Annotated in this window: 17 protein-coding genes; 14 read left to right on the top strand and 3 right to left on the bottom strand. The window is 66.7% G+C overall.

Translation table 11 applies throughout. The features are described 5' to 3' along the window. Positions 1-36: 36 nt before the first annotated feature. Positions 37-1,404 (bottom strand): adenosylmethionine--8-amino-7-oxononanoate transaminase, encoded by a 1,368-nt coding sequence (locus N4264_RS22960; RefSeq protein ID WP_261694539.1) that lies wholly within the window; start codon positions 1,402-1,404, stop codon positions 37-39. 52 nt (positions 1,405-1,456) lie between these two features. Between N4264_RS22960 and gspG the strand changes: the two genes are divergently transcribed. From gspG to mazG, 12 genes are all read left to right on the top strand, one after another. Beyond that, complete coding sequence (gene gspG / locus N4264_RS22955) at positions 1,457-1,915, top strand: type II secretion system major pseudopilin GspG (RefSeq protein WP_261694538.1); 459 nt, start codon at positions 1,457-1,459, stop codon at positions 1,913-1,915. A gap of 9 nt (positions 1,916-1,924) precedes the next feature. Beyond that, the gene (locus N4264_RS22950; RefSeq protein ID WP_261694537.1) at positions 1,925-2,470 is read left to right on the top strand and encodes a prepilin-type N-terminal cleavage/methylation domain-containing protein; all 546 of its coding nucleotides are present in this window, start codon (positions 1,925-1,927) and stop codon (positions 2,468-2,470) included. Next, on the top strand, positions 2,457-2,873 hold the full coding sequence (gene gspI, locus N4264_RS22945) for a type II secretion system minor pseudopilin GspI (protein ID WP_261694536.1): 417 nt from the start codon (positions 2,457-2,459) through the stop codon (positions 2,871-2,873). The genes N4264_RS22950 and gspI overlap by 14 nt, the downstream gene beginning before the upstream one ends. Then, positions 2,870-3,490: a type II secretion system minor pseudopilin GspJ gene (gene gspJ, locus N4264_RS22940; protein WP_261694535.1), complete on the top strand. Its 621-nt coding sequence runs from the start codon at positions 2,870-2,872 to the stop codon at positions 3,488-3,490. Before gspI ends, gspJ begins: the two co-directional genes overlap by 4 nt. After that, a complete protein-coding gene (gene gspK / locus N4264_RS22935; protein ID WP_261694534.1) occupies positions 3,487-4,422 on the top strand; it encodes a type II secretion system minor pseudopilin GspK in 936 nt (311 codons plus the stop codon). Before gspJ ends, gspK begins: the two co-directional genes overlap by 4 nt. Positions 4,423-4,625: 203 nt before the next feature. Then, positions 4,626-5,810, top strand: a complete 1,185-nt coding sequence (gene gspL, locus N4264_RS22930) for a type II secretion system protein GspL (protein ID WP_261694533.1) — start codon at positions 4,626-4,628, stop codon at positions 5,808-5,810. Beyond that, a complete protein-coding gene (gene gspM, locus N4264_RS22925) occupies positions 5,807-6,295 on the top strand; it encodes a type II secretion system protein M (RefSeq protein ID WP_261694532.1) in 489 nt (162 codons plus the stop codon). The genes gspL and gspM overlap by 4 nt, the downstream gene beginning before the upstream one ends. A gap of 27 nt (positions 6,296-6,322) precedes the next feature. Next, positions 6,323-7,090 carry a type II secretion system protein N gene (locus N4264_RS22920; RefSeq protein WP_261694531.1) on the top strand — a complete coding sequence of 256 codons (768 nt, stop codon included), beginning with the start codon at positions 6,323-6,325 and terminating at the stop codon, positions 7,088-7,090. Positions 7,091-7,095: 5 nt separating this feature from the next. Beyond that, positions 7,096-7,905 carry an inositol monophosphatase family protein gene (locus tag N4264_RS22915; protein ID WP_261694530.1) on the top strand — a complete coding sequence of 270 codons (810 nt, stop codon included), beginning with the start codon at positions 7,096-7,098 and terminating at the stop codon, positions 7,903-7,905. 73 nt (positions 7,906-7,978) lie between these two features. Next, positions 7,979-8,539 carry an ADP compounds hydrolase NudE gene (gene nudE, locus N4264_RS22910; protein WP_261694529.1) on the top strand — a complete coding sequence of 187 codons (561 nt, stop codon included), beginning with the start codon at positions 7,979-7,981 and terminating at the stop codon, positions 8,537-8,539. Beyond that, positions 8,536-9,345 carry a 3'(2'),5'-bisphosphate nucleotidase CysQ gene (gene cysQ / locus N4264_RS22905; protein ID WP_261694528.1) on the top strand — a complete coding sequence of 270 codons (810 nt, stop codon included), beginning with the start codon at positions 8,536-8,538 and terminating at the stop codon, positions 9,343-9,345. Before nudE ends, cysQ begins: the two co-directional genes overlap by 4 nt. A 47-nt stretch (positions 9,346-9,392) precedes the next feature. Continuing rightward, the gene (mazG, locus tag N4264_RS22900) at positions 9,393-10,193 is read left to right on the top strand and encodes a nucleoside triphosphate pyrophosphohydrolase (protein ID WP_261694527.1); all 801 of its coding nucleotides are present in this window, start codon (positions 9,393-9,395) and stop codon (positions 10,191-10,193) included. Positions 10,194-10,455: 262 nt separating this feature from the next. On the opposite strand, the gene N4264_RS22895 is transcribed toward mazG, so the two are convergent. Then, entirely contained in the window at positions 10,456-10,908 is a 453-nt protein-coding gene (locus N4264_RS22895; protein WP_261694526.1) for a hypothetical protein, read from the bottom strand. 119 nt (positions 10,909-11,027) lie between these two features. Between N4264_RS22895 and N4264_RS22890 the strand changes: the two genes are divergently transcribed. Continuing rightward, entirely contained in the window at positions 11,028-11,333 is a 306-nt protein-coding gene (locus N4264_RS22890) for an Mpo1-like protein (protein WP_261694525.1), read from the top strand. Positions 11,334-11,670: 337 nt separating this feature from the next. Beyond that, the gene (locus N4264_RS22885; protein ID WP_261694524.1) at positions 11,671-14,502 is read left to right on the top strand and encodes a S8 family serine peptidase; all 2,832 of its coding nucleotides are present in this window, start codon (positions 11,671-11,673) and stop codon (positions 14,500-14,502) included. A gap of 286 nt (positions 14,503-14,788) precedes the next feature. Here N4264_RS22885 and N4264_RS22880 read toward each other — a convergent pair whose 3' ends face one another. Then, positions 14,789-16,336, bottom strand: a complete 1,548-nt coding sequence (locus N4264_RS22880) for a choice-of-anchor Q domain-containing protein (protein ID WP_261694523.1) — start codon at positions 16,334-16,336, stop codon at positions 14,789-14,791. Positions 16,337-16,354: the final 18 nt, after the last annotated feature.

Raw genomic sequence — 16,354 nt, 5'->3', positions numbered from 1 at the left:
CTGATCACCCGAGTGGTGGGGCGCGACCGGCACCGGTCACTCGCGCACTGCGGAGGCGATCCCGGCGACGGCGGCGTCCACCATCTGCGAGATTTCCGCGGGCGTAATCACATACGGTGGCATGAAATACACGATGTTTCCTAGCGGACGCAGCACCATGCCTCGCTCGAGGCCGGCGCGGTACACGCGCAGCCCGCGGCGTTCTGCAGCTGGGAACGGCTCGCGCGTGCGGCGGTCGCGCACCAGCTCGACGGCGGCAATCAGGCCGGTCTGGCGCACGTCCGCCACGTTGGGGTGATCCCGGAATACCTCCAGCGCCCGAGCCAGGTGGGCCGAGAGCCCGCGGTTGCGCTCCAGCGTGGTGCCGTCGCGAAACAGCTCAAGGGTTGCCAGTGCCGCGCGGCAGGCCAGCGGATTGCCGGTGTAGCTGTGCGAATGCAGGAATGCCTTGCCCGCGCGGTATTCGGCGTAGAAGGCGTGGTAGATCGTTTCGTTCGTCACGACGGCGGACAGGGGCAGGGTGCCGCCGGTCAGTCCCTTTGACAGGCAGAGGAAATCCGGTGTGATGCCGCCTTGTTCACAAGCGAACAAGGTGCCGGTGCGTCCGAAGCCGACGGCGATCTCGTCGGCGATCAGGTGGACGCCGAACTCATCGCACAGTGCGCGCAGGCCGGTCAGGTAGCTGGCGTCGTACATCCGCATGCCGGCGGCGCACTGCACCAGCGGCTCGATGATGACGGCGCAAGTTTCGTCGGCGTGGCGTTCGAGGATGCGGCGAAGGTCTGACAGGCGCCGCGTTGCCGTTTCGGCGGGCGTTGCGCCGGGCTCGCCCTCATAGGCGTCGGGTGAGGGGGTCAGTATCGGTTCGAGCAGCAGCGGTGCATAGGTGTTGCGATACAGTGCGACGTCCGTCACGGAAAGCGCGCCCAGCGTTTCGCCGTGATAACTGCCGGTCAGGGCAATGAAGCGGGTCTTGTCGCTGCGGCCGCTATTGCGCCAGTAGTGAAAGCTCATCTTCAGCGCCACTTCAACCGCGCTGGATCCGTTGTCCGCATAGAAGACCCGGCTCAGGCCCGGCGGCGCGATGCGTACCAGCTCCTCGGCCAGGTGCAGCGCCGGTTGGTGGGTGAAACCGGCCAGCATCACGTGGTCGAGGCGGTCGAGCTGGTCCTTGAGCGCGGCGACGATATGGGGATGGCGGTGGCCGAAGACATTCGTCCACCAGGAGCTGACGGCGTCCAGGTAGCGACGCCCGTCCGCATCCTGCAGCCAGACGCCCTCGGCGTGCACGATCGGCAGCATGGGCAGGGATTCGTGGTCGTGCATCTGCGTGCAGGGATGCCAGACCACGGCGAGATCACGCGCGGCCAGGGCCGCGTTGGAGGAGGCAAGGGAGTTCGACATGGCTTTGCTATGATCGGCGACGGTTTCCCGTTGCCGCAAGCCAAGGTCTGGAATGAACCGCACTCCCGTGTCGCCACGCGCTCTCCACCCGTCTGTCTCCTCTGGCTTCACCCTGATCGAAGTGCTCGTCGTGGTGGTCATCCTGGCCATCCTCGCGGCGGTGGTGGTGCCCAAGGTGATGGAACATCCCGGCGAAGCGCGCGCGGCGCGCGCCAAGGCCGATATCCAGGCGCTGGTCACGGCGCTGCGCACCTACAAGCTCGACAATTTCAATTACCCCAGCACCGAGCAGGGCCTGCAGGCGCTGATCGCCCGTCCCACCGGCGCGCCCGAGGCGCCGAACTGGCGCAAGGACGGCTACCTGGACCAGCGCCCGAAAGACCCATGGGGTCGCGACTACCTCTACCTCTCGCCCGGTTCGCACGGCGATATCGATGTCTACACGCTCGGCGCGGATGGCCGTCCGGGCGGCGAGGGCGAGAACGCCGATATCGGCAACTGGGTGGAATGATTCCGCGGCGTGAGCACGCGCACGTCCATCGCTCAAACGGCCGCTGCCGGTGTCGCCACGCGCGCCGCAGGCTTCACGCTGATCGAAATTCTCGTCATCGTGGTCATCCTGGCGGTGCTGGCGGCTGCTGTCAGCATGAGTCTTTCCGGCGGAGGGGGCGAGCGTCAGCTCGAGCGGGAGTCCGAGCGTCTGCAGGCGCTGCTGGGCTATGCCTGCGAACGCGCGGAGATCGGCGGGCACGCGGTGGCCTTCTTCGTGTTGCCGGGCGGTTACGGCTTCAGCGAATTCAAGGAAGGCGGCTGGAAGCCGTTCAGCGAGGGGGAGCTTCGGCAACGCAGTTGGCCGGGGCCGATTCGTGCGGAACTGAGCCGTGACGGAATCCTCGTGGAAGTCACGACCGAACCGCCGGCCAGCCCCGCCGTGGCCTGCCACGCCAGTGGCGAACTCACCCCATTCCGCCTTGAGCTGGGCATCGCAGACCTGTCCCAGCGCTGGCGCCTGGAGGGCGATATCGCCGGTGACCTGAAGCGGGAGCGCGTCGATGCGTCACGCTGACCGGATCGCGCGCTTGCCTTTGCTGCGTTGGCAACAAATGCAGGGGTTCACCTTGCTGGAGGTGCTCATCGCCCTGGTCGTGCTGGGCGTGGCGCTCACCGCGCTGGTCCACGCGGCAGGTGTGTCGACGCGCGACTTCGGCGCGATGCGCGAACGCACCCTGGCCGGGTGGGTGGCCGCCAATGTGCTGACCCGCGTGCGCCTGACCGAAACCACGCCGGCGGAAGGGCGGCGTGACGGGCAGGTAAGCTACGCCGGCCGCGACTGGTACTGGGACATGACCGTGGCCGCAACGCCGGACCCGACCATCCGTCGCCTGGAGCTGCAGGTCTTCACCGACGAGGCACGCACCGATCCCGTCGTGCAGATGACGGGGTTCACCGGGGAGAGCCTGGGCCCATGAAGGCGTTTCGTGCGCACGGCTTCACCCTGGTCGAGGCGCTGGTCGCCACGGCCGTTTTCGCGATCATGTCGGCCCTCGCCTGGGGCGGCCTGAGCGCCGTCATCCGCTCGCGCGAGGCCCTGGCGGCCGAGCAGCAGGACTTCACCCGGACACTGCGTTCGGTCAGTGTCCTGGAGCGCGACCTGCTTTCGGTGGTACGGCGGCCGGTGCGTGACAATTACGGCGCTGCACTGCCTGCCCTAAAGGGCGACGGTGACCGCATCGAGTTCAGCCACCTGGGCTGGGGCAGCCCCGATTCGGAAGCGCGTTCGAGCATCGAGCGGGTGGGGTATCTGCTGGACGGCAAGACCCTCCGCCGCGCCCGCTATGTCGTGCTCGATCGCGCGGCCAGCACCACCCCGGTCATGCAGACGTTGCGCGACGGCGTGACGCGATTCCAGCTCCGGTATCTCAACGGCGGCAGCAACCAGTGGGTCGATGCGTGGCCACCACGCGACGCGAAGGATACGGATCTGCCCCGCGCCATCGAATTTCGCCTGGATATCGATGGCCTGGGCGAGGTCACGCGGCTGATCGAACTGCTCGGGCCGGATGTGCCGCCGCGGGTGTCGCCGTGAGACGTATCGCGCCGCAGCGCGGCGTCGCGCTGATCATTGCCTTGCTGGTCGTGGCGCTGGCCACGGTGCTGATCGCCGGTCTCACCGATCGCGGCGAGCTGGTGGCGGCGCGTACGCGCAATGCGCTGCGTACCTCGCAAGCCGACGCCTACGCACGTGGACTGGAGCAGTATGCCGCGCGTCTCCTGCTCAAGGACCTGGATGAAGGCCGCAGCGACTTCCGCGACGATATCTGGTCGGTCCCGATGCCTCCCCAGGATGTGCCGGGCGGAACCATCAGCGCTACCGTGCGCGACCTGGACGGCTGTTTCAATGTGAACAATGTGTGGGGCTCGCGGCACGCCGCCGTCTGGCAGCAGCGTTTCGCCGCCCTGCTCAAGGCGCTGCGCCTGGATCCCACCTTGCTGGACGTGGTGGTCGACTGGCTCGATGGTGACCTGGAGCCCGGCGGCATCAGCCGCGGCGTGGGTGCCGAGGACGCCTACTACGCCGGCGTCACGCCGGCCTACAAGACGGCCAACCGTCTCTTCGAACACGTCTCGGAGCTGCGCCTGCTGCAGGGCGTGGATGCCCGCGTGTACGCGGCCCTGGCGCCGCACGTGTGCGCGTTGCCGCGCAACAGTACGTTGAACATCAATACCGCCACGATTCCCGTGCTGCAGTCGCTCGATCCGGATATCACCGAGGAGCTGGCGCGGCGCTTGTGGAACGACGGGAAAGCGACGTTCAAGGACGTGCTGGAACTGCAGCAGGAACTGCAGCGCGCCAACGTGGGCCTGGGACCGGAGTTCCACCTGGGGCTGGTCACCTACAGCGACTACTTCCAGGTGAGGGGTGATGTCGTGCTCGATGGCCTGGAGTTTCATCCCGTCAGCGTGCTGACGCGCTTCAACGGCGTGCGCGTGCTGCAGCGTTCGCGCGGTTCGCAATAGCCCCCGGCGGGATTGCCACCTGCGTCACGTCTGTGGGCGCCTGCCGCGGAGCCCGGCCGGCCTGCTGCTACAATCCGCCGGTCTCCCTGCCGCCCCAGAGCCCCTGCCATGAGTCTTGGAGTAAATGCGTCGCCTGTCCGGACGCCCGCCGCCTGCCCGGTGGCGTGGAAGACCCCAGGCCGCGGTCGCTGACGGGCGGGCCCATGTCGCATCGACTGCTGGTCCGTTGGCAGGCCGAGGACCGCTGGTCCTGGCTGGCCCAGGGCGCTGACGGCAAAGCGCTGGGCGCGACGGTCTACGGCGCGCCGCCCGAGCACACCATCGCCCAGGCCCGCGAGATCGTCGTGCTGGTGCCGGCGGCGCAGGTGCTGCTGCTGGAGGCGGCGGCGGTCACCAGGCAGCGCGCGCAGCTGATCAAGGCCGTGCCTTATGCGCTGGAAGATCAGCTCGCGCAGCCGGTGGAAGAATTGCACTTTGCCCTGGCCGGTAAAGTGGAGCAGGGCCGGGTCGGCGTAGGCGCGGTGGCGCACGCGACGCTCAAGGCCTGGCTGACACAGCTGTCCGAGGCGGGTATCCGGCCCGACGTGCTGATTCCCGAATCCCTCGCGCTGCCGGTCGGCGGCCTCCTGGTCGAGGGCGACGGCGCCTTGCTTCGCCTGGCAAGCTGGCGTGCCGCGGCACTGGAACCGGATTTCCTGCTCGAATGGCTGGAGATGGCCAACGACGGCAGTCTTCCGCCTCTGGAAGTGTTTGATTCCCGGCTGGCTGCCCGCCTGCACCTGCCGGTGCCGGTGACGGCGTACCACGAGCGCCAGCGCGACGTGCTGGGCCTGTTGGCTGAGCGCATCGGTGCCGAGCCCGTATTGAACCTGTTGCAGGGCGAGTACGCCCCGCGCCATCGCACCGCCCCCGTCGCGCGCTGGTGGCGCCTGGCGGCCGTGCTCGCCGGTGCGGCCATCCTGCTCACATTCGCCCAGATGGCGGTGGAGCGCTACAGCCTGTCGCGCCAGTCGCAGCGACTGGACGACGCGATGCGCGCCGTGCTGCTGCAGAGTTTTCCTGAAATGGAAAAAGTCGCCGGTGATCCGGCGGCACTGATGAAAAGCGCGATGCAGCGCCTCGGAGATGGCGCCGGCACGGGTGGCCTTTTGCATATCCTGGGGCAGATCGCACCGATCATCGGATCGACCACGCGCCTGACCACGCGCAGCGTGGAGTTCCGCAACGGCACGCTGGAGCTGGCGATTTCCGCACCCGATGTTCCCACTCTCGACTCCATCCGCGAACGCCTGGCCACCGTGCCTGGCGTCCAGGTGGAACTGACGGCGGTGAATCAGAGCCAGGGCGGTGTCGACGGCCGACTGCGCCTGACCGGGGGAACGAAATGATCCGCCAGTGGTGGTCCCAGCGTGATCTGCGCGAGCAGCGTGTTCTCCTGGTTGGCGGTGTCGCCACCGCAGTGCTCCTGGGCTGGGCGATGATCTGGCACCCGCTTTCCCGCTCAGTGGGCGAATTGAAAGTGCGGGTGGCTGCGCAGGAAGCCGATTTCGAACAGATGCGCAGCCAGGCGGCCCGTGTGGCGCAGCTGCGCGGGCAGGGTGCACGGGCCAAGGTCGATCGCCAGGGCAAGTCGCTCCTGGCGCTGGCCGACGCCACGGCGCGCGGCGCGCAGCTGGCCAACGAGATGAAACGCGTCGAGCCGGTCGGACCGCGTACCGTCCGCGTCAGCTTCGAGGGCGCGTCCTTCGATGCCATCGCCGACTGGATGGAAGGCCTCTCGCGGGATTTCGGCGTCGTGGTGACCGGCTTTTCGGCCGACCGCGGCGAGGGCGCCGGACGCGTCAATGCGCGCGTCACGCTCGAAGAACCCTGATTTTTCTTTCTTTGTGGAAATGAACGCATGCGATTCCTGCGTCGACTGATCCTGCTCATTCTTTTCCTGGGCGTTGCCGGGCTGATCGTGGCCTTCACGCTGCCGGCCGATCTCGCCCTTCGCTGGTTCAAGCCCAACCTCGGGCCGGTGCAGGTTGCCGGTGTTTCCGGCACGCTCTGGCACGGCCGTGCCGCCAGCGTCACGGTGTTCGGCACCCCGGTAGGGGCATTGGACTGGCAGGTGGACAAAGCCCCCGTCCTGCTGCGCCAGATCGTGGCCCGGCTGAATCTGAGCGGCGGGTCGATCACCGCCAAGGGCGAAGTGATGCGCGACCCGGATGGCAGCATTGCCGCCGACAACGTCGATTTCGCCTTCCCGGCCGAACTGGCCGCGCCCGCGCTGGATATCCCCTCGCTCAAGCTGCTCGGCCGCGTGGACGGACACATCGACGAGGCGCGCCTGGCCGGTGGCTGGGTCCATGGCGCGCGTGGCAAGGCGCGTTGGCGTGATGCCGGTGTCACCGGCGAGGCCGAGGCCCGCTTTGGTGACCTGACCGTCGAATTCGCCTCGAAGGGTGATCACAGCATTGCCGGCACCGTGAAGGACGACGGCACCAGTGGGTTGATCGTGGACGGCCAGTTTGTCGTGCAGGGTGGCCAGTTCGATGTGACGGCCCGCCTGTCGGCGCGCAATGGCGATCCGCAGGTGCAGGAAGCATTGCGTTATATCGGGCAGCTGCAGCCGGACGGCTCGTCGCTGCTCAAGATCCATGGCCAGCTGTTCAAGCTGCTGTGAGCGCCATGACCATCGCACCCGACGACGCCTTCCTCGATCACGCGCTGGACGTGGCGCGCCAGGCCGCCGCCGCCGCGGCCGAGGTGATCCGCCACTACTACCGCGCCGGATTCGACGTGGAAATCAAGGCCGACGAAACGCCGGTCACGGTCGCTGACCGGGAGGCAGAAGCGGCGATCAAGCGCGTGCTGCGCGCGGCCTTTCCCGACCACGCTTACTACGGCGAGGAAGAGGGACGCGAGGGCGACAGCGACTGGCTCTGGCTGATCGATCCGATCGACGGTACCAAGAGCTTCGTCCGGCGCTATCCGTTTTTCTCCACGCAGATCGCCCTGATGTACCGTGGCGAGCTGGTGGCCGGCGTATCCTCGGCGAGCGAGTACGGCGAGCTGGCGTGGGCGCGCCGCGGTGGCGGCGCTTATCTCAACGGCGAGCGCGTGCAGGTTTCGGCGGCCACGGATTTCACCGCCCAGACCGCCATTTCCTTCGGCAATATCAAGACGCTGTCACGCGACCCGCGCTGGCAGGCGTTTGCGAGCATGATCCAGCGCAGCGGCCGCACCCGCGGCTATGGCGACTTCGTTCATTACCACCTGCTGGCGCGCGGCTGTATCGACCTGGTGGTCGAATCCGACGTCAACATCCTGGACTTCGCGCCGTTGGTGGTGATCCTGCGCGAAGCCGGCGCCGTGTTCACCGACCTGGAGGGCGGCGAGCCCTCCCTGGCAACCACCGGCATTCTTGCCGGCCCGCCGGGCCTGCACGCGCGCGCACTGGCCGAGTTCACCGCGGCGCTGGGCAAGTCGCCGGCCTGAACGCCGGTCGTGCGGACGGATCGGCATAAGCGCGGCTACGCGATTGGCCCCGTGCCTGCGTACAATCGGGGCTATGCGCGAACGCCCGAAGATCCACGCCACCCGCCTTGCCCAGTCCAGCGGATTCCTCCGCGTCGAACAGGTTGACCTGGAGTTCTCCAACGGTCAGCGCCGCACCTACGAACGCCTCAAGGGTTCCGGCCTGGGCGCGGTGATCATCGTGCCCATGCGCGATGACGATACCGTCCTGCTGGTGCGCGAATACGGCGTCGGCGTCGACCGCTATGAGCTGGGCCTGCCGAAAGGGCGCCTCGACCAGGATGAAACCGTGGAGCAGGGCGCCAACCGCGAGCTGAAGGAAGAGATCGGCTTCGGCGCGCGCCACCTGCGCATCCTGACGACGCTCTCCCTCTCGCCGGCCTACATGACCAGCATGACCCACGTGGTGCTGGCGCAGGAACTATATCCGGAACGGCTGCAGGGGGATGAGCCGGAGGAGCTCGAAGTCGTGCCGTGGAAATTGTCGGAATTGCACACTTTGCTGCAACATGAAGAAGTGAGTGAGGGGCGCTCCATCGCTGCACTCTTTATCGCGCGGGAATACCTCAGTGGCCGCTACAGGCCCGGCGCATGAGTGCGGCGGATCGTGAGTCACTCTGTCGCGCCGCCTGTGATCTGGCGCGAACGGCCGGTGCGGCCATCCTGGAGGTCTACCATAGCGAGTTCGCGGTCACGCACAAGGATGACCGCTCCCCGCTGACAGCGGCCGACCTCGCCTCGCACCGCGTGATCGTGGACGGCTTGTCGGCGCTGACACCCGATTTGCCGGTGCTCTCGGAAGAATCGGCCGAGATCGCGTTCGAAGAGCGCGCCCGCTGGTCGCGTTACTGGCTGGTCGATCCGCTGGACGGAACCCGCGAATTCATCAAGCGCAACGGGGAGTTCACCGTCAATATCGCGCTGATCGAAGCACATCGCCCGGTCATCGGCATCGTGCAGGCGCCCGTCACCGGTGAACTGTGGTTCGCATGGGACAGCGGTGGTGCCTTCGGGCAGGCCACGCCGGGTGGAAAAACGGTCCCGTTGCGCACGCGTGCCTGTGCGCAGCCGCTGCGGGTAGCCGGCAGCCGCTCGCACGGCGGCGAGCGTGAGGCGGAATTGCTCGCGCGCCTGGGCGATATCGAGAAGTTCGCCCTGGGCTCTTCGCTCAAGTTCTGCCGTATCGCGGAAGGCGCGGCCGACCTGTACCTGCGTCTGGGGCCGACGTCCGAGTGGGATACGGCCGCCGCCCAATGCGTTCTGGAGCAGGCCGGCGGTGCCGTAACGACCCTGGCCGGCGAATCATTCCGCTACAACGCGCGTAGCACATTGCTCAACGGCGACTTCGTGGCCTATGGCGACCGCTCCGTCGCCTGGCCGGAACGCCTGGGTACGGGCTAGCCGGCCGCGCCGGCACTGGTGCGTTGGCATCACCGCAAGGGCGACACATGCATACGATCGACGACCTCCTGCGCATCATGGCGACGCTGCGCAATCCCGATGGCGGCTGCCCCTGGGATGTGCAGCAGGATTTCGACACCATCGCTCCCTACACGATCGAAGAGGCGTATGAAGTCGCCGACGCGATCGATCGCCGTGACTACAGCCAGCTCTGCGATGAACTGGGCGACCTGTTGTTCCAGGTGGTGTTCCACGCGCGCATGGCTGAAGAGGCCGGACACTTCCGTTTCGCCGATGTCGTCGAGGCAATCTGTACGAAGATGGTGCGGCGCCACCCGCATGTGTTCGCCGGCGCGGAAGTGGCCGACGCCCAGGCCCAGACGCGGGCCTGGGAATCGCACAAGCGCGCCGAGCGCGAGGCCCGGGGCGAGAGCGACAACAGCCTGCTCGCCGGGATTTCCCGCGGCATGCCCGAGTGGCAGCGTGCGCGGAAGCTGCAGGCGCGTGCGGCGACAGTCGGGTTCGACTGGCCGGACGTGGCACCGGTTTTCGACAAGTTGCACGAGGAAATCGACGAAGTGCGCGCTGAATTCGCCGGCGGTGACGCCGAACGCCTGAATGACGAGATCGGCGACCTGCTGTTCGTCAGCGTGAATATTGCGCGGCACGCCAAGGTGGACGTTTCACGCGCGCTGCGATCGGCTAACGCCAAGTTCGAGCGCCGTTTCCGCCGCATGGAACAGCTCGCGGTGGATGCCGGGGGTCTGAAGGGAATGACCCTGGCCCAGCAGGATGCCCTGTGGGACCGGGCAAAGGCCGAAGAGAAATCCGCCGCGACGGAAATCTGACGCGCCCGGAAAAGAAAGCGGGCACCAGGGGTTTGGTGCCCGCTTGGGGTACGGAGTGCCGATGGGGGCGGCGACTCCGTGGGGTGGGACGCGGTAGGAGATCCGCGTCCGGGAACAAGGATGCAGCAGAACCCCGAACGGTTGCAGTGCCGAAAGATTACGCGGCGGTGCGACTGATGGCGATTTCGTCGCCGGGAGTAAATCGTGCCTGAATGGCCAATCGTGCCAGCTGACAGCCGCCGGTTTTCGCTGCGCCCGGAGATCACTGAATGCGCTTGAGATCCTCCTCCAGGCTCTGGCGGGCCAGGGCGATGGCGCCGTCGGTATTGGTCGGGCGCAGTTCCAGCCGGGTCAGGCGACGATAGGCGAACTGGCGCAGCATCGGGTGCTCAGTGCGCTTGAGCAGGTCGCGGTAGAGATCCGGTATCTCCTTGGCGCGGCCGTCGAGGAGATACAGATGCTCCAGGGTGCGCAGATCGCGCACCACGGCCCGCACGGGTTCGGCCAAGTGCCGGCCGCGGCTGCGAGCCCGCTCGGCGAAACGGCCTGGCCGATCGCCTCGGCGCAGGTCGCGTCCGGCGGACGGGCTGTCAGCGGCGGCGGCTTCCACCGGCACGGTGGCGGCGGCCGTGGCCGGGCGGTCGACGACCAGGGCGCCGGCGACGGCAACGCCCAGCGTGGCAGCGAACAGCAGGAACAAGGGCTGGTTTTTCATGGCGGACTCCGCGGCTGGTATTGCCCGTAAGAACGGCCCGGCGGAGCGCTGGTTGACTTGTCCGTGCCGGCGCGGTGGTACATTTCCCGGGCCGTTGCCGACTATTCGCGGAGTGCATCATGCCCAAGGCATTCGCCAGTTTTCGCGAGTTCTACCCGTATTACCTCGGCGAGCATGCCAACCCGACCTGCCGCCGGCTGCACTACGTCGGCAGTTTCGTCGCCCTGGGCTTCATCACAACGGCACTGTTCACCGGCGTGGGCTGGTGGCTGCTGGGGGCGTTGCTCAGCGGCTACGCCTTCGCCTGGGTCGGACACTTCTTTTTCGAGAAGAACCGGCCGGCCACCTTCAAGCATCCGTTCTACAGTTTCATCGGCGACTGGGTCATGTTGCGCGACATGCTGACCGGGCGCATTCGCTTCTGAGTCTTCCGCGGCCCGTAGCCAGCTGCTGATTCGATAGCGGGCGGTTGACCGGCCCTGCGCCGGAAGGGCGTGGGCCGCCTCGTGTTCGGCTTGCCCCTTCCCCGTCGTTCCTGCCTTCTTCGCTCACCGCCGTGATGCATCCGGGTGTGGCCCCGGGGCGTGCGGACTTGGCCCTTGCAGCCCGGTCGCGGGATTTCCGCGAGCGCCTGCGCAGTTGGTCTGTGCGCCATTTCATGAAACCCCGCGCTATCCGAAAGTGTGTTCGCTTTGTCGAAACTGCGGCGTTCTCCATGTCCGAGGCGCTGCACCTTCCTTCTGCAGCGTAAGGGAGACTGACATGAATACACGTGGCAAGAAGTTCCTTCGTATCAACCCGCTCTGCGCCGCCCTGTCTGCGACGCTTTGCGTAGCATCCTCGATGGCTGTCGCCGCCGGTGGCCCGGCCGGTATCCTGGCGCAGCGGACAGGTATCGACGCCAGCGATATCGTCGACGCCGAATCCAACGAGGCGCGGCTTCTCGACGGCAGCCAGCTGCAGGAAATAAAGGGCGTGAACCGGCGCGACGGCAGCACCGTCTACGCCGCGTTCCGCAACGGCATGCCGGTTGATGCGCGCCAGGCCAAGCGCGAAGCGGCGCAGTTCTGGCGTTCGGTGCATGGCGCGCAGACCCCCAACACCGTCAAGCGCGCCGCCAGTCTGAAGAAGGGCGAACGCATCGCGGTGGATGTGTGGTACCTGGCCGACGTACCGAAGGAATGGGCGGTCCTTGCGCAGGCCACCTCGCCCAGCGAGAAGCAGCTGGCCAGTCTTTCGGAACTGCGCGAGAGCGAGAAAGTGCGCACCGCGGTGGCCGCCAGTCGTGGCAAGGTCGAAGCGGTTGCGCTGGCGACCGTGCCATCGGACCTGATGACCGGCAAGGCATCGGCCAACCTGGTTGTGGAAAAAGAGAAGGGCAGTGTCGCCGAGTTCGCCATCGACGCAGCGCAACAGGATTACAGCCGTACGGCGCTGGCCGCCGCTGCCCAGGCTGACCGCGATCACCGCGCCACCTTGCGTGCCTTGCTCGCACCGACCCGTGAACGCCTGCTGGCCCGCCTGCGCGCCGAGAAGCTCACGATCAAGCACGCAAGCGACCTGGTGCCGTCCGTCGTCGTGGAAGTTGACGCGGCAGCCCTGGCGCGCTTGTCGCGCTGGACCGAAATTGATTCCATCGACGTCATGCCCACGCGCTTCGGCGACGACCTGGGCAACGCGCGCCCCAGTCAGAACATCACGCCCATTGCTGATGTCGGCTACACCGGCAATGGTGTGACCGTGTCGGTCACCGAAGGCGGCCGCGTGTTCGATGACAACCCCTTCCTGACCGTCGCGCAGACGCAGGATGACGATGAGACCGCCAGCGGCCACGCGACGGGCGTCGCCGGCATCATCGCCTCGCGCCATGGCACGCACCGCGGTATCGCGCCGGACGCTGCCATCGTGAGCGCCAATGGCGACTATCCGGATCGCCTCGACTGGGGTTCGGACAACGCCCGCGTGCTCAACCACAGCTTTTTCGCCGACGATGATTCCACCCAGTCGTTCAATTCCGGCGACCGGCGCCTGGACTACATCTCGCGCTTCCTCAATGACCTGGCCGTCAAATCCGCCGGCAATGTGGGCAACGGCTGCAGCAACAATGGATTCACCAGCGACTTCGTCACCTCGCCGGGCAAGGGCTACAACACGTTGACCGTCGGCAACTACGACGACAACAACAACCTGACCTGGACCAGCGACATGATGAGCAACTGCTCCAGTTTCGGTAATCCACGGGGCGACGGTGCGACCGGCAATCACGAGAAGCCCGAAGTGGCCGCAGTCGGCACAACCATCACCAGCACACTGGTCAGCAGCGATGCGGCGAGCGCGGTTGGCGGCATCGGCAGCGGCACGAGTTTCGCCGCCCCCATGGTCAGCGGCCTGGCTGCGGCACTGATTGAGGCGGATCCGGACCTGGACGACAAGCCCGCTGCGCTCAAGGCGATCCTGATGGCCGGCGCGCTGCACAACATCGAAGGCAGTTCGCGCCTGTCGGGCGTGGATGGTGCGGGTGGCATCACCGGTACTGCATCGGCGGCGATTGTCGAACGCGGCCATTGGTCGCACGAAACCGTCAACGGCGACAGCTTCCCGCGTACCTGGTACGTCCTGGCCAAGAAGGGCGAGCGCGTGCGCTTCGTGATGCACTGGCAGTCGAGCCCCTTGCTGCCCTTCATTGCCGATTCGCTGCCGGGAGACCTCGACCTTCGCGCCTATCGCGGCGACGGCACCACCCTGGTCGCCAGTTCGACGAGTACGCCGAACCCGTTCGAGATTGTGGAATTCACCGCGCCGGAGACGGACATCTACGTCGTCAAGGGCACGCTGTTCGGTGAATGGGAGGGCGTGTCGACGCACATGGCGGCGGCCTGGTGGAGCGGCGTCAACCGCATCACGGACGGCTCCTGGTACACGCGCTCCACGCCGACGCCGCTGGGCGATCACTTCGATTTGCATCCGGCCGAGATGGGTGTCTCCACGAACTGGCGTGGCGTGGCGATCCGCCCGAACTCGGGCGACTACGACCTGCGCCTGTACTCCAGCTCGTGGTTTGCCGATCCTAATGGCCGCCAGCAGATCGCGGCATCGTCCTACGGCGGCACGGGGGTCGACTTCATCGTCGTGGACGGCAATCACTGGCCGGCCGGCGAGACGGAGCATTACCGCATGACCCGCTTCAGCGGCAGCGGTTCGGTGCAGCTGGGCGCGTCGCATCCGGGCGTCACGTTCTCGGCGCTGGGCAACGGCACCTACGGCCCGTACTCGCTCAATTCGATCCGCGCACTGGAGGTGTTCGACATCCAGTTCGCCGCCAACAGCACCCGCACGATCAAGATCATCCCGGCCGCCGGCAACGAGGCTGCGGACTTCGGTGTGGCGCTGTATCGTTCAAACGCCGCCGATTCGGCCAGCCTGGCCCAGCGGCGCAGCCAGGCGGTGAAGTCGGCGGACGCGACGGGCGCGGGCGGATCGGAGCAGATCTCCTACACCTATGACGGTGCGACCTCGGACTATCTGGGTCTGGCGGTCTTCAACAAGACCTACAACGACGCCGCGTCGTTCTACGTGCAGATCTCGACGCCGTAAGTGCACTACCCCTCGCCGGGCGCCATACGGCGCCCGGCGAGATGGCTGCGAGCGAACTCGGCAGTGGATGAAAAGGGAAATGCCGGACGCGCAATTTGTGACCAGATGCCCGATTTTCCATTCGGCGCAAAATATTTTCGCACTGGCTGATCCCTTTGCGGTTCCCGTTACGTGTATCTTTCATCGAGGCAAGCAATTGTCTCATCGCGCCGCCGCCGGCCACCCCTGAACCTGCGGCGGCGTTTTCTTTTCCGGCTCCGGAAACCCTGTAGTCCCCTGCGGCCAGCTACTGGAAGCCGTTGCGGAAGATGATGTCCCCCTGGAACTCGTAAGCGCCCGCATCGACGGCCCCGACGCGACCGACCCCGCGCTGATCCGTCGCGGGTGCGCCCGTTGCCGTTCCCGCATTGATGGCGGGCGAGGCGGCAGGCAGCGCCATCGTCTCGGTCAGGCCGCCGTTCATTGCCGGTGGCGACAACAGCGCGTCGGCGAAGATCGCGCCCGGCGTGACCGGATTCTCCGTCTGGCCGAAGGAATTGGGCCGCACCTGCGGCCACTGCAGGTTGTTGCTGCCGCTGACCGGATTGAGCAGGGCCCAGGGATTGAAGGCATTGCCGCCGGTGTTATCCAGGAATACGGAGTTTCGCAGGGTGATCGGCAGACCCGCCGCGTTAGAGATGCCGCCGGCGAAACACACGTCGCACAGGGCGCGGTTGTTGGCGATGGTCAGGTTCTGCAGCAGCAGATTGCCAGTAGCCGTGATGTTCATCGCGCCGCCCAGGCCGGTGCGCGCGATGTTTCCCTGGAAGGTGCAGTTGGTGATGTCGCCCGAGGTGCGGACCAGTCCGTTGCCGGTCTGGTGGTCAAACAGCGACAAACCGCCGTAGCCGGCCGCCTGGTTGGCGCGGAAGGTGCTGCCGCGGATCGCAACTGGCCCGCCCTGGATATAGGCGCCGCCGGTGTGCGCATTGCTGCTGCCGGTGCTGTTGTTGCCCTGCAGGGTCGAGTTCTCGATCCGCGTGAAACTCGTGGTGTCGTACACCGTGGTAAAGAGGCCGGCGCCGTAGGCGTTGGCAGTGTTGTCGATCAGCGCGACGCGGCAGAGGTTGACGTAGCGGTCGGCGCCATCCACACCGATGGCGCCGGCGTTGCCCCCGTTGCCGGGATTGCCGCCGGTACCGGTGGCGCTGTTGCCGGACAGGCGGCTGTCAAAGAGATTCACGCGCCGGGAGCCCAGCGAGTAGAGGCCGCCGCCATTCGCACCGCGATTGTTTTCCAGCACCGTGTTGACCAGTGCGATCTCCTGGGCGCCGACCACGTAGATGGCGCCGCCGCCGTCGTCCTGCGCCGTGGTGATGGCCTGGTTGCCGGCAAAGCGCGAATGGAAGATGCGGATGGTGACGGCTTGCCATGGCCCTCCGGTCGCTTTGTAGAGGCCCGCGCCGGAACCGGTCGGCGTGCTGCCATTGATCACGACCGCGTTGAGCAGGCTGAAGGTATAGGTGAGATTGCCCGGATTGGAAACGCGCAACACACGCACCGCGTTTGCACCGGAAAGCGTAGCGCCGCCGGCGTCAAGGACGGTCTCGCGGGTGATCGACAGCTCCTGTGTCAAGGTCAGCGTCGAGGTGCCGATGTTCAGTCTGATCACGCCGCCGGCGTTGAGCGCCGCCTGGAGTTGCGCACCGCTGACGCTGCCGGAGCTGCCATTGCCCAGCACCACGGCGCCAGCGGTCGACGGTGCCGCGGGCGCTGCGCAGTCGAAGGTGCTCTGCGCCGCTGCATCGAGGCTGGCAAAAAGGATGGCAAGCCACAGCAGGCGTCGGACACGCATTGCACTCACTCCTGGTCG

The organism is Tahibacter amnicola (assembly GCF_025398735.1).
GTDB classification, from domain to species: Bacteria; Pseudomonadota; Gammaproteobacteria; order Xanthomonadales; family Rhodanobacteraceae; genus Tahibacter; species Tahibacter amnicola.
The sequence above is the reverse complement of the archived record's forward strand: the minus strand, read 5'-3'. Positions and strand labels throughout refer to the sequence as shown.

What these genes read in the sequence shown, in the direction of transcription:
- gspI (WP_261694536.1), top strand. Translation starts at nt 2,457, where the DNA reads ATGCGTCACGCTGACCGGATCGCGCGCTTGCCTTTGCTGCGTTGGCAA.
- N4264_RS22960 (WP_261694539.1), bottom strand. Translation starts at nt 1,404, where the DNA reads ATGTCGAACTCCCTTGCCTCCTCCAACGCGGCCCTGGCCGCGCGTGAT.
- nudE (WP_261694529.1), top strand. Translation starts at nt 7,979, where the DNA reads ATGCGCGAACGCCCGAAGATCCACGCCACCCGCCTTGCCCAGTCCAGC.
- mazG (WP_261694527.1), top strand. Translation starts at nt 9,393, where the DNA reads ATGCATACGATCGACGACCTCCTGCGCATCATGGCGACGCTGCGCAAT.
- N4264_RS22880 (WP_261694523.1), bottom strand. Translation starts at nt 16,336, where the DNA reads ATGCGTGTCCGACGCCTGCTGTGGCTTGCCATCCTTTTTGCCAGCCTC.
- gspL (WP_261694533.1), top strand. Translation starts at nt 4,626, where the DNA reads ATGTCGCATCGACTGCTGGTCCGTTGGCAGGCCGAGGACCGCTGGTCC.
- N4264_RS22885 (WP_261694524.1), top strand. Translation starts at nt 11,671, where the DNA reads ATGAATACACGTGGCAAGAAGTTCCTTCGTATCAACCCGCTCTGCGCC.
- N4264_RS22895 (WP_261694526.1), bottom strand. Translation starts at nt 10,908, where the DNA reads ATGAAAAACCAGCCCTTGTTCCTGCTGTTCGCTGCCACGCTGGGCGTT.
- N4264_RS22890 (WP_261694525.1), top strand. Translation starts at nt 11,028, where the DNA reads ATGCCCAAGGCATTCGCCAGTTTTCGCGAGTTCTACCCGTATTACCTC.
- cysQ (WP_261694528.1), top strand. Translation starts at nt 8,536, where the DNA reads ATGAGTGCGGCGGATCGTGAGTCACTCTGTCGCGCCGCCTGTGATCTG.
- gspG (WP_261694538.1), top strand. Translation starts at nt 1,457, where the DNA reads ATGAACCGCACTCCCGTGTCGCCACGCGCTCTCCACCCGTCTGTCTCC.
- gspJ (WP_261694535.1), top strand. Translation starts at nt 2,870, where the DNA reads ATGAAGGCGTTTCGTGCGCACGGCTTCACCCTGGTCGAGGCGCTGGTC.
- N4264_RS22915 (WP_261694530.1), top strand. Translation starts at nt 7,096, where the DNA reads ATGACCATCGCACCCGACGACGCCTTCCTCGATCACGCGCTGGACGTG.
- gspM (WP_261694532.1), top strand. Translation starts at nt 5,807, where the DNA reads ATGATCCGCCAGTGGTGGTCCCAGCGTGATCTGCGCGAGCAGCGTGTT.
- N4264_RS22920 (WP_261694531.1), top strand. Translation starts at nt 6,323, where the DNA reads ATGCGATTCCTGCGTCGACTGATCCTGCTCATTCTTTTCCTGGGCGTT.